A 13,408-nucleotide genomic window follows, 5' to 3' on the forward strand; every position below is an offset into this window, starting at 1 on the left:
TTAATTAGACAGTAAAACGAGCAAAAGGAGAGCTTCCCCCTTTTGCTCGTTTAATTCATGACAGAACGTAAGTAAGCATCAATAAAATTATCTATCTCTCCATCCATTACCGCTTGCGTGTTCCCTGTTTCATAATCCGTACGGTGATCTTTCACCATGGCATATGGATGGAATACATAAGAACGAATTTGACTACCCCAACCTATTTCTTTTTGTTCTCCACGTATCTCTGCCATTTCATTTCGTTGTTTTTCGATTTCTAATCGATATAATTTCGCTTTAAGCATTTTCATCGCTTGTGCCCTGTTTTTGATTTGCGATCTTTCAGATTGACACGTCACTACCGTTTTCGTTGGTAGGTGGGTAATACGGACAGCTGAATCGGTTGTGTTGACATGCTGACCCCCAGCACCACTCGAACGGTAGGTATCAATTTTCAAATCTTCAGTATTAACCTCAACATCAATATCATCATCTAATTCCGGCGTTACATCACAGGAAACAAACGATGTGTGACGACGACCAGATGAATCAAATGGTGAAATGCGAACAAGACGGTGTACCCCTTTTTCAGCTTTCAAATAACCATAGGCATTATGCCCCTTGATGAGAAGAGTGACACTTTTGACACCTGCTTCTTCACCTGGGAGATAGTCCAAGGTTGCCACTTTGAATCCTTTTGATTCAGCCCACCTTGTATACAAACGTAAAAGCATGTTTGCCCAGTCTTGTGATTCGGTACCACCTGCACCAGGGTGCAATTCCAAAATGGCATTGTTCTTATCATATGGTTCACTTAAAAGAATAAATAATTCATATCGATTGAGTGCTTCGGTGAGAGCTTGCACTTCATTTTCCACATCTTCACGAAGGTCCTCATCATTTTCTTCTTTTACTAGTTCATAGGAAACATTTGCATTTTCTAAGGATTCTTCATTTTTATCAAATGCATGTACTAACTCTTTTAATCCATTAGCCTCACCGATCGTTTTCTGAGCTGCTTTTTGATCATCCCAAAAGCTCGGATCTGACATGGTTTCATCTAATTCGGCAATACGGGCTCTCTTGGCATCTAAGTCAAAGAGACCCCCTAAAATCCGCTAAACGCTTAGCGATTTTATCTAATTCTTGTTTAATTTCTACTAATTCCATCTTTCCACCTCATTTAACCTTATTGTCCATGACAGTGTTTATATTTCTTTCCACTGCCACAAGGGCATGGCTCATTTCGTCCGACTGCTTGTGCTCTGACATAAGGTCTTTTTACTTTTTTCTTTTGCTGATCTCCGCCAGAAACAGCTTGGGTATCTTTCACAACTGCTTCTCGTTTTAAGTTTTCACGAATTTGTGCTTTCATTACATATTTCGATACTTCTTCATTGATCACATCAATCATCTGTTCAAACATACCGAAACCTTCCATCTGGTATTCGCGCAGTGGGTCATTTTGACCGTATGCTCGCAGGTGAATACCTTGGCGAAGTTGATCCATCTGATCGATATGGTCCATCCATTTCGTATCAACTGTACGAAGAAGGATAACTTTTTCAAATTCACGCATTCTTTCCGGAGTCATTTCTTCTTCTTTTTCCTCATATTTTTTCTTGATTTTTTCCATAATCAAGTCGATTACTTCGTCTTTTTCTTTCCCATTCAGATCATCTTCTGTAATCCATTCTTTCTCCAGTAAGGTAGCATGGATATATTCGATTAAACCAGATAAGTTCCAATTCTCCGGAATATCATCTGCCATATAAGTGTCGATAGCACTTTCCACTGTCGTTTGAATCATCTGTTCAATGATTTCACGTAGATTTTCAGAATCAATCACATCAAAACGTTGCTTGTAAATAATCTCACGTTGCTGACGTAACACATCATCATATGAAAGAACGGTTTTACGAGCATCAAAGTTATTCCCTTCAACACGTTTTTGTGCTGATTCCACTGCACGAGATACCATTTTACTTTCAATCGGCTGCGTATCATCCATTCCAAGGCGTTCCATCATATTTTTCATATTGTCTGATCCAAACCGGCGCATTAATTCATCTTCCATTGATAAATAGAATTGCGTTACACCTGGATCCCCTTGACGACCGGAACGACCACGTAACTGGTTATCAATACGACGAGATTCGTGACGTTCTGTACCGATAACAGAAAGGCCACCTAACTCTGTCACACCATCGCCTAGTTTGATATCTGTACCACGACCAGCCATGTTGGTGGCAATCGTCACAGCATGCTTTTGACCGGCATTTTCGATAATTTCAGCTTCACGATAATGGTTTTTCGCGTTTAACACATTATGTTTCACACCGGATTTTTTCAGTAACTTAGCTATTAATTCAGACGTTTCTACCGCTACTGTACCAACTAATACTGGCTGACCTTTGTCATAACGCTCTTTTATCTCTTCGACAACTGCTTTAAACTTACCATCCATCGTCTTATAAATTAAATCTGCTTTATCGTCTCTGACAATGGTCTGGTTAGTCGGAATCGCAACAACATCCATTGCATAAATATTACGGAATTCCTCTTCTTCCGTTTTCGCCGTACCAGTCATACCAGCAAGCTTCTCGTACATACGGAAGTAGTTTTGGAATGTGATCGATGCAAGGGTCATGCTTTCGTTTTGAATTTGCAAGCCTTCTTTTGCTTCAATCGCTTGGTGCAAACCATCACTGTAACGTCGACCCTTCATTAAACGGCCTGTGAATTGATCAACAATTACCACTTGATCTTCATCCACGACATAATCGGTATCCCGATGCATCGCTATATGTGCTTTTAATGCTTGATTAATATGATGCATTAGTGTCACATGGTTAAGGTCAAAAAGATTCTCAATGTTAAAGAAACGTTCTGCCTTGTTCATTCCTTCCTCTGTTAACTGTACACCTTTTGATTTTTCATCAAATGTATAATCTTCTTCATTCTTTAATGTACGAACAAAAGAATTCGCTTGTTGGTACATACTTGCTGATTTTTGTGCAGTACCAGAAATAATAAGTGGAGTACGCGCCTCATCAATTAAAATCGAGTCGACCTCGTCAATAATGGCAAAGTGTAATGGACGTTGTACCATTTGTTCTTTGTACAACACCATATTGTCACGCAAATAGTCAAAACCAAATTCGTTATTTGTACCATAAGTGATATCTGCTTCATAAGCTTCTCTTTTTTCTTCTTTAGGCATACTGTTTTGGTTAAATCCAACGGTTAAACCGAGGAATTGATATAATTCCCCCATTTCTTTGGCATCACGATCAGCTAAATAGTCGTTTACCGTGATAATGTGTACACCTTTTCCGGTTATGGCATTTAAATATGCTGGCATGGTGGAAGCGAGCGTTTTCCCTTCCCCTGTCTTCATTTCTGCGATATTACCGTTATGCATTGCTATCGCACCAACTAGTTGTACATAAAATGGTCGTAAGCCTAACACACGTTTCGCTGCTTCACGAACTACGGCATATACTTCAACCTGAAGTTCATCTAGTGTTTCACCCTTTTGATAGCGTTCCTTAAAAGTTTGCGTTTTATTTTTCAATTCATCATCTGATAATAGCTGTATCGATGGCTCTAACGCTTCTATTTCATCTGCTATTTTTTCTAAGCTTTTGAGTTGACGTTGGTTATCATCACCGAATACTTTTTTTAATAATCCACGCATTCTAGCCGCTCCTCTTTATCCTAAAGTCGATACATGTTTAATAAAATATTTTTCCATTAACTATCATAACACTTGCTTGACAAAAATTACAATAATCCGCTAAAAGAAACGAGAAGCAATCGGAGGGGCCCTGATTGCTTCTCGATTGAAAGGAAGATTGGGAGGTTTTAGCCCCCCAAAAAGGAGCTACTCTTTTTATAACACAGCTTCATCACAAAACAAAATCAGTGTTTTCCGATTTTCATAACAGTGAAGTCGTAGAAAATATACTTTTCGTTTAAAAGTTTAGGTATTTTTATATGTTTGCGGTAATAGAAATATCAATTTTGTCTTTTTTAATGAAAATGGCTAGCAGCAAAACAAGCCAGTAGATGTAACTTTTTTCTTTCATATTAAATAAAAACAAATAGAGGCTCCGCTCTATTTGTTTTTATGTTTCTTATTTATTCTGCTGTAGCTCTTGCTCTTTTACGCGCTAATACTGCAATAATACCGATTATCAACGCTAGAAGTCCTGCAATACTTCCTGAAAATAATGGTTTATTTTCACTGAACTTTCCTAGTAAACTTTTTTCTGCTATTACAAATTGTAAGTTTTCAGTAACTTCATTACCTGCTTTATCATATGCAGAAACTTCTACATTATATTCGCCGATTTCTGAGAAGCTTAAGTTAATTACTTTTGTTCCATCTTCCTCCGTCACTTCCCCTCCATGATCCTCACCGTTAACAGATACGGATTGAATCGTGTCCTCTGGGTCATCTAATTGAATAGATAAGTCAACTGCCTCTACATTCTCACTATTTTCTTCAACCCCATCAAAAATAACTGCTGGTGGCGTTAAATCAATCATAAATTCTACCGTTAGTTGTTCGACATTTCCAGCTTGATCCATAACTTCAAAATAGAGTACATTCTTCCCTTCTGTTTCAATTGGATCACCTAATTCATAAGGTTCTCCATTAAGGGTCAATGCAATAATATCATAGCCAGTCATATCTTCAACAAGAATATCTGGGATCAGAACTTCACTAAAATATTTACCTGACAATACCTCATTAAAAGTAATTTTTGGACCAGTCTTGTCGATGGTAAACACAATGGACTGTTCTGTAACATTGTCTGCCAAGTCTGTAATGACTGCCTCCAGTTTATAATCCTGTTCCCTATCTAATTCTACACCGTTTCTGAAGGGTTCTCCGTTCAAGGTCACAGAAGTTCTTTCTTCATCTAAATGCTTATCAGAATATGTTACCTGTGGTCTGACATTTTCATTTGTAAAGTTGCCGATTATACCAGTGATACTTAATTCTGGTTTGCTTGTATCCAATGTAAAGCTTATTGTTAATGTTGTTTCATTACCTGCTTTATCTCGTGCTAATACTTCATAATTATATTCCATTTCACTTGATGCAAGTGGGATATTACCAGCAATATTGGAACCACCATTTAATTGTACAGATACAATCGTATCTTCATCATTATCTAATAAGAACTGTGGCTGGAATACATGATTAATGTATGAGCCATCTACAAGCTCCTGATCTTCTCCACCCATTACAGGGGTAAGAACCGGATCTGTCTTATCAATGGTAAAGGAAACAGATTGTGATTGTTGATTATTTGCCTTGTCAATGGATTCTACAACGACTTCATAATCGCCTTCTTGGCTAAAATTATGACTCAAACTTGCAATGGAATTTTGGTACGTATTATCAGTAACAGCAAAGCCGCCTACTGGATAATTTTGACCATTTCTAGTTACACGAATAGTATTCTCATCAAGATTCACATCTGCAATACTTACTGCAAATGGTACATCTTCATTGTAATATTCTCCATCCTCTACACCAGAAATTTCGATATCTGGTTGTACAGTATCAATTACGAAATTCTTTTGACTAGACTCGCTTCTGTTTCCAGCTTCATCTGTTGCATTTAATTCGATGCTATATGCACCATCTTGAGTAAAGTTATAGTTTAATTTTGATAACTCACTTGCAGTTCTCCAAGACGGTCCTCTCTGTCCTTCTACGGTATTGGTAATCTCCTGACCATTTCGACTGACCTCGAATTGAACCTTGTTTTGACTATGGTTCGTTTCTTGTATGGTCATCTCAGCAGATCTGCCAGCATCGTAATACGTACCATCTGTAATATGGTTGATAGCTAAAACTGGGGCGGTATTATCGATCGTAAAGTCAACAGATTGTTCTGCGCCTTTATTACCAGCCAAGTCAGTTGTATTTAACTGAACACGATAGGTTCCTTCATTTGATGTAGAGAAATTATATCGCCAATCCATCGAACGTCTTGTAAAAGTTGGTTTTTTATTTCTGTTAAATGGTTCCATTCTACCTGTTGACGAATTTAATCGATATACACCTAATACGGTATCTGCCTTACTAACATTGGCATCTTCGACAGAAGCTCTCACTTCTTTACTGGTACGATAATGTGTATCCTGTTTGACACCTGTAATACTTAAATCAGGGGTTACCGTATCAATTGTAAATACGTCCGTTTGCTGATCTGCAGTGTTTCCCGCTGCATCTGTTGCACGTACCTCCACTTTATATTTTCCATCTTTTGTGAAAGGAAAATCTAATGACGTTACTTCTTTTCTATTTTTCCAACTATTAAAATCATCGTCATATGCAACGAACTTTTCTTGAGCATTCTCTCGATAAATTTTAATATCCACTTCATTTGTATTGTAATTATGCTCTGTTACTTTAACCGTTTCTGTCTTAGCTGCATCGTTAAATTCATTTAGGTCAGACAAGTCAATTACCGGCGCAATATTGTCGACAGTAAATGAAAAGCTCGCTTTATCTGTATTATTAGACTTGTCTTCTGCAACAACGACAATCTCATAATCACCATCTTTTTCGAAAAAGCTTTCGTTCAGATCATATCGATGTATGTCACCATTTGTTGTCCATTCGCCAGTTTCCTCTTCAGGATATGTCTTCTTTTTACCATCATTATCTACGCGTGAAATCTTCACTTCTTTAGATTTACTATTCGTTTCTGTCAAAGTAATCGGAATGAAGTTTTCTTGAATGTCATCACTGCTAATAAACTCTGGTATTTCACCATCGATTGAAATGGCAGGGTCCGTCTTATCTACCGTAAAGCTGACTTTTTCAGTCGACTGATTACCAGCACGGTCTGTTGCAGAAAGATTAATGACATAGTCTCCATCTTCTGCAAATTCATGTTCAAAGGAGATGGTTGTATCTTCTTCCTCAATGTCCTCCATTTCATACTCTTCATCATCTTTCGTAATCGTCATTTGATAATCAGCAAAATTCGTATCGCTGATACCTACGTCTACGTCTTTGTTACCGTCATAATATTCACCATCTTCGACACCTACTACTGAGATCGAAGGAGAATTTGTATCAATTGTAAATGTTTTGTTGATTTCTTTTGAAGTATTACCCGCTTTATCTTTAGCGCGCAGTGTTACTTGGTAATCTCCGTCTTCCTCAAAGGTATATGTCAATTCAGATTGTTTTGCTGTATTTCTCCAACCTTCGTCAGTATCTCCTTCTACTTGTTCCGTATACTCTGCACCATCTTTAGTTACTTCAAAGGTAACGTTATTATCTTGATAATTTAATTCATCTACACCAAATATAGCGGTTAGTTCGCTATCGTAATATGTTTGGTCTTTCATATTATCAATCGACACAACCGGATCAGTGTTATCAATTGTAAAGATTGCATGTGCCTCTTCCGCTTCTCTGCCAGCTTTATCGATGGCTTTTACAATGATTTCATATGTTCCTTCCTCTTCAAAATCATGTTGCCATTCTGCTTGTCTGCGTTCAAACTCTAAATTTGTATCAATATCGTGTTTTTCAAATTTTTCACTGTTGTGATCCCATTTATTTACCGTAAGGCTTGAAGCTGATTCATTAATATTATTATCTTTAATATCTACTTGTGCGGTTTTTCCCTTTATATAGTGTTCCTGGTGTTCGACACCCGAAATCGCTGACTTAGGATCACTCGTATCAATAGTGAAAACAGCACGTTTTCTTGTTGCTTTATTACCCGCAGCGTCAACAGCATCTACTGTGATACGATAAGTCCCATCAATAGATTTGCTCTCATCTTTCTTATCTTCGTGAAATGGGAAATCTGCTTCTGATAAATAACCATTGTTTTCCCATTCATCAAAGTCTTCTGACTCATAAGTTTTAAATTCACCTGATTTATTACGTTTTTCAATATTAATGGTTACGTTATTTTTCTCATAATTATGTTCTTTTACTGTTACGGTATTAACTAATTCTTTATCATTAAATCGGTCTACATCAGATAGTTCAATGTCTGGTGCTGTATTATCAATGGTAAAATAAAGACTTTTTTCTGCGCTTCGTCCTACTTCATCTTCAGCACGCAACAAAATCGTATAATCGCCCTCAGCACCAATCAGTTCTTCATTTAGATTAAAATGATAGGTTCCTTCACGATTTACCCAGCTGCCTGCATCATCATCTACCCATGTTTGCTTTTCGCCATCTGTATCAGTAAATTCAAGCTGTGCCTGATAATCTTCTAGATAGTCATCAGATACGCTTAGGTTGAACAGGCTGCCTTCCTGCTCTTCAAGAAAAGCAGATGTAATGTGCTGGTTGTTAGAAATAGGTGAACCAAGTTTCACTTTCGGATCTGTTTTGTCGACAATAAACTTGCGCTTTTCTGTTTCTGTATCACCAGTTACATTTTGTGTTTCTATCGATAAATAGTACTCGCCCTCACTAAAGAAGTGTTCAATCCAGCTCATAAATACTACACTGGAAAGATCAGAACTATCTAAATATGGTTCATTTTCTCCTGTAATCAGATTACGTTTTGTAACGGTAAATGATTTTTCAATCGGGTTAAAATCCCAATATTTCACGTTCACTAATACGTCATCTTGATAATATTCTTTTAGATTTCCATTGTTCGTTTCATCAGAAATGTCGATAAGATCACTATCCGTATACAATGCAAAACTTAGATCAATAGTGTTTTCATTACCGGCATCATCCACCAATGTTCCGCTGATCTCATATTCCCCTTCAGCATCGACATCGTACTCTGCTGTGGCGAACCCATCTTTATAGGATAATGCCACTTCTTTTTTCGTGTCACTGTTAGCATATTTGTGTTTCACTGTAATAGAACTTTGATCCAGATTCAGATTGGGGTCCTCTACAAGAAAGTCCAGATCAAATGTGTTTTTATAGACTTCCTCATCTGTAACTGGTTGATCATCATTATCCGTAATCGTTATTTCCGGGTTGGATTGATCGACTGTAAGCGTAAAAGTTTCCAATTCATGTCTTTCACCACCATGAGCATCCTCGAGTTCTACCTCTACTTCATATGTTCCTTCTTCTTCAAATTCATAATCACCGCTTGCACTTTTACCATTCGTAGTCATATTTATTTGATCTATTACACTATTATCTTCGCTGATCGTTACCCTCGCTGATTTCACTGCTATACCATTTTCTACTGTAAATGTGAAATTTTCATTTGTCAGTACTGTTCCATTTTCTACTACATCACCGGAATTTGTCTCTACTTCTAATACTGGATCATCCGTATTTAAATAAAAAGTAAGTTCTTCCTTGACTTGATGATCTACTTTATCTGCCGCAGTAATTTCTACCTGATAGTTACCACTTTCTGAAAATGAAACTGTACCTCTGTTATCATTCCATTCAACAGCTGGATCCATCTCATTACCATTATGTGTAACAGATACACGCTTCGTATCGATATTCTCTTCATCGATATCCATTTGTAATTCCTGCTCGCTATAATACACCTTCTGATCTTCAATACCTGAATAATTGATTTCAGGCGACTCCGTATCTTTCACAATTGTAAAGGAAATCGGACTTTGTTCAGAAGGGATTTCCCAGTTGTTGTCTTCCTCTATATTTAAATTGATTTCAATTTGACCTTCATGATTACCATGAGGATCCACGGTTACCTCATAGACACCATTAAATTGCCCGTCTGCATTTGTTACTTGAGCAACACTAACGGATGCTCGTGAAACATCTGCTTCAAAAGGCTGTCCATATTGAATGGTTGAGCCATCTTCATCTTCTTTCTCAAGGTCTTGATAATAGTCACTTAAATTCACTTTAAATTTCATTTGGTCCTGACTGGTGTACCAATCTGGATCATTTGTCGGTTCATTGCTCAAATCCCATGTTTCCCCTTCATACTGAATTCTCATGTCCAATTCATCTGATGCAATTGCGTTTGATGTAAAAATAACGGCTGAGAAAATAATAAAAGTGATAATTGCATACAACGGAAACCTTCTACTACTTTTCTTTTTGCTACTCCTCACTTGAATCCCTCCTTTTTGTTTGACGCACTGTGAGTCACGATAACTTCCTCTTCCATTTCAAATGATGCTTCTTCTTCACCGATTAATTCGGTTTCGTTTTCGTTTTTCAAAAGGCTTGTCTCTTCCAACAATTCAGTTTGATTATAATCCTGTTCATCCAATAACTCGGTATGATTATCGTCCGAAACATCATCTAATAGTTCGGTATGGTAATTGGCACTTTCTTCTTCTAATAATTCGGTTTGTTCATCGGAATGCTTGTTTGTTGGAACGGAGAACTTATCAACTCTCGAGAAATTCTCTTCCTTCATTTTCTGACTTTTATTTCCTTGTGGAATGTTCTGGATCTTCTGACTTTGTCGGGCACTTTCATCCGTTTGTTCCAGTTTCTTTAATTCGATTTGACTGGATGTATGTTCCCTCTCACTCCACATCTCGAATGAGGTATTGCTTTGTTTTCTTTTGCTTTTGCCTAAACGGATTCCTGTTAAATCTTCCATCACATGGCGAATATCTAACTTAATGTACAGCCATATTGCAATCGAAAGGGTGATAAGTGCACCAACAATACCTCCATATAGCATAATTCTGTATGTTTCTTCCATATCACCCCTCCTATATAATGGAATTATTTTGTAATCTTCGCTCTAGCTTGTCTACCTCCGAATTATTTCTAGCATCATCTAGTTCTATTAATTCTTCATAAAAGTCCAATATATTATTGTAATTTCGGTCTGATGCTTGCTTTTCCTGCTCGATGTCAATAAGCAAATTAATAAGCTTAACATATGGTTTGGCAGATTTCGGATACTGTTCCATTACTTGCTGATACTGACTAGTGGCATTCTCATATTCGCCCATTTCTTGATAAGCATTTCCTATCGAAATCATCACATTTTCTTGATCTGACACATTCTGATCGAGCAATTGATTGTAGTATTCAATAGCTTGATAAAAATCTTCACTTGCATTATCATCATTTTCAGAAAAGACTCCACGACTGAAATAGGCCTGTGCTAATTTCCTAGGGGAATTTTCTTCAAATTGCGGCATAACATCTTGGTCATCAAGCAATTCATAAATTTCTTGGGCTTTCAATAGAACACTGATTGCTTTAGAATTTGCTTCATCTATTTGACCTTTATAAGATAAATAGATATTAGCCAAAGCATTGTAATTTTCTACTTTTCTATTATTGTTAGCTAGACTATCATTGTAACCTTCAAATACTTCCAATTCCTCTTTAAATTGTTGATAATCAATATTCAAGTTACTCATTTGATTAGCAAGTATTTTATAATACTTAGCATCTTCTAGTTCCTCTTCATCAACTTTACGGAAATAATCAAGTGCTGTCTTATAATCCCTCTGTATATCAAAATAGGTCATTCCGACTTTGAATAACACTTCATTATTCTGATCCAAACTACCATAACCAGAGTTGATATCTGATTCGATAACTGAAAGTCCTGTTTCGGTATCGTCTCTATTTATATATAGGTCAATTAAACGGTTATAAGCTTCTGCTCTTGAGTTATCAACTTTGATAGCGTCTTGCAGAAGCTCCATCGATTTCGTTTCGTTACCATCTACCAATGCCATATTTGCTTCAGTTAACAAATTAACATACTCCTGATACTGTTCTTTTTGTATACCGGTATAGCCAAAAACCGCTGTAGTTGTAAAGGTGAGAAAAAGCACTGCTGGGATGAGAAAGTATGATAGCTTTTTAAATAATTGATTTTTATAGCCTTGAGTAAGTTTATTGATTTGATACAGGTCTGCGTATAAATCTTCTACCTGCTGATACCTGTCTTCCGGCTCTATCTGTGTACAACGCTGAATAATATATTCCAGCCCTTCAGGTAGCGACGGATCCCATGTTCTAATCGGTCTGATTTCGAAGGGTGGCTCATTCAAAGTTTTGCCAGTTACCAAATGATAAAGTGTTACACCAAGACTGTAAATATCGGTTCTTTTATCCGTTTGTTTACCGGCAATCTGTTCCGGGGCTGCGTAGGCTTTTGTTCCTAAGTTAGTAGTGTCTGATGAGTTTTCTGTTTTATATTCCCTGGCAATACCGAAGTCAACCAGCTTAACTTTGCCATCTGGGGTCAACATAAGATTATCCGGTTTCATATCACGATATATGATCGGGTATGGCTCTCTGCTATGAAGGTAACCGAGCACATTGGCGATCTGCTTCGCCCATTCAATCACTTCATCCGGGCCAACACGGTGTTCGCGCTCCAGCTTCTCCTTGAGTGATTCCCCTTCAATGTAGTCCATCACAACATAAATACCGTTCTTTGTTTCAATAATGTCATAGATTCTTGGTAGAGCAGGGTGTTCTAGTTTTTTCAGCATATTAGCTTCGACAACGAGACTATTCAACAGGATTTCATGGTTATTGTTCTGGCGCTTGCGAATATCCTTGACTACTAACGATTTTTTCAGCCGGTTGTCCATTGCGAGATAAACAATACTCATCCCGCCTCTGCCAATCTCCTTCAGGATTTCATATCTGCCATCAATGACGACTCCACTCTCCAGCATGCTTGTCCTCCTCTCATATGGTTTGTACTAGCAATGCAGTAATGTCATCCGTTTCTTCCCGGTTTTTAACAGTTTGAATAAGAAAGTTTAAGGTCTCCTGCATTTCATCTTTGTTGACTGATACATCTGATGTAATAGCATGATGTATTTCCTCTGGAGTCAGAGACCTGTAAAAGCCATCTGTACAAAGCATAAGCTGCTCACCTTCTGCTAAAACTCCACTTGTCATTGCTACTTGTATGTCTGATTGAACCCCCATACATTGCAATAGAACGTGACGTTGTGGATGTGTCAACGCCTGCTGTTCTGTTATCATGCCTCTCGCTATTTCTCTTGCTACTAATGATTGATCCTTTGTTAATTGTGTGATTTTCTGTCCTACCGCATAAGCTCTGCTGTCACCTAGTTGAAAGGTAAAGTATTGCTGATCTACGATGAGAATAACTGTAAGTGTTGATCCCATTTGTGTTTTCTGTAAGTTACTGTCTTCTATTAAATCTTGATTAATAGCTTCAATTTTTTCCATGAGGTAAAAAGGCAAGTCCTCAACATCTGCAGTATCTAAAAGGATTGGCAACTTGTGCTTGAACCAGTCTGACAGTTGTTTGACTATGGTAGAACTAGCAACCTCACCTTGGTTCAGCCCACCCATTCCGTCACAAACAGCAAACATGCCGACCGATCCTTGTTTACTCCTTGCAGATTGAATCATTAATGAATCTTGATTGATTGGTTTGGTGTCTCCTTTTTCTGTTTGATAAGCGGTAATAAACGGCACCGGCTTGCCATCCTTTCG

6 protein-coding genes are annotated in these 13,408 nt (G+C 37.6%); all 6 read right to left on the minus strand.

Features of this window, described 5'->3' with window-relative positions:
- Window positions 1-50: 50 nt before the first annotated feature.
- The 6 genes from prfB to BM121_RS16660 all read right to left on the minus strand — a co-directional run bounded on the left by prfB (window position 51) and on the right by BM121_RS16660 (window position 13,390).
- A protein-coding gene (prfB, locus tag BM121_RS16635; RefSeq protein WP_139220281.1) for a peptide chain release factor 2 occupies window positions 51-1,152 on the minus strand; the annotation gives its coding sequence in 2 pieces (ribosomal slippage) (window positions 51-1,079 and window positions 1,081-1,152; 1,101 coding nt in all).
- 19 nt (window positions 1,153-1,171) lie between these two features.
- Window positions 1,172-3,682: a preprotein translocase subunit SecA gene (gene secA / locus BM121_RS16640; RefSeq protein WP_091484822.1), complete on the minus strand. Its 2,511-nt coding sequence runs from the start codon at window positions 3,680-3,682 to the stop codon at window positions 1,172-1,174.
- A gap of 443 nt (window positions 3,683-4,125) precedes the next feature.
- A complete protein-coding gene (locus BM121_RS16645) occupies window positions 4,126-10,056 on the minus strand; it encodes an Ig-like domain-containing protein (protein ID WP_091484824.1) in 5,931 nt (1,976 codons plus the stop codon).
- A complete protein-coding gene (locus BM121_RS16650) occupies window positions 10,053-10,661 on the minus strand; it encodes a hypothetical protein (RefSeq protein ID WP_091484825.1) in 609 nt (202 codons plus the stop codon). Before BM121_RS16650 ends, BM121_RS16645 begins: the two co-directional genes overlap by 4 nt.
- 10 nt (window positions 10,662-10,671) lie before the next feature.
- Window positions 10,672-12,612: a protein kinase domain-containing protein gene (locus tag BM121_RS16655; protein WP_091484827.1), complete on the minus strand. Its 1,941-nt coding sequence runs from the start codon at window positions 12,610-12,612 to the stop codon at window positions 10,672-10,674.
- A 13-nt stretch (window positions 12,613-12,625) separates the two neighbouring features.
- On the minus strand, window positions 12,626-13,390 hold the full coding sequence (locus BM121_RS16660) for a PP2C family protein-serine/threonine phosphatase (RefSeq protein ID WP_091484828.1): 765 nt from the start codon (window positions 13,388-13,390) through the stop codon (window positions 12,626-12,628).
- Window positions 13,391-13,408: the final 18 nt, after the last annotated feature.

The organism is Gracilibacillus orientalis, from assembly GCF_900114645.1.
Lineage (GTDB): Bacteria > Bacillota > Bacilli > Bacillales > Amphibacillaceae > Gracilibacillus > Gracilibacillus orientalis.

Excerpts from the sequence above, each read along its gene's own strand:
- BM121_RS16655 (WP_091484827.1), bottom strand. The coding sequence starts at position 12,612 with ATGCTGGAGAGTGGAGTCGTCATTGATGGCAGATATGAAATCCTGAAG.
- secA (WP_091484822.1), bottom strand. The coding sequence starts at position 3,682 with ATGCGTGGATTATTAAAAAAAGTATTCGGTGATGATAACCAACGTCAA.
- BM121_RS16650 (WP_091484825.1), bottom strand. The coding sequence starts at position 10,661 with ATGGAAGAAACATACAGAATTATGCTATATGGAGGTATTGTTGGTGCA.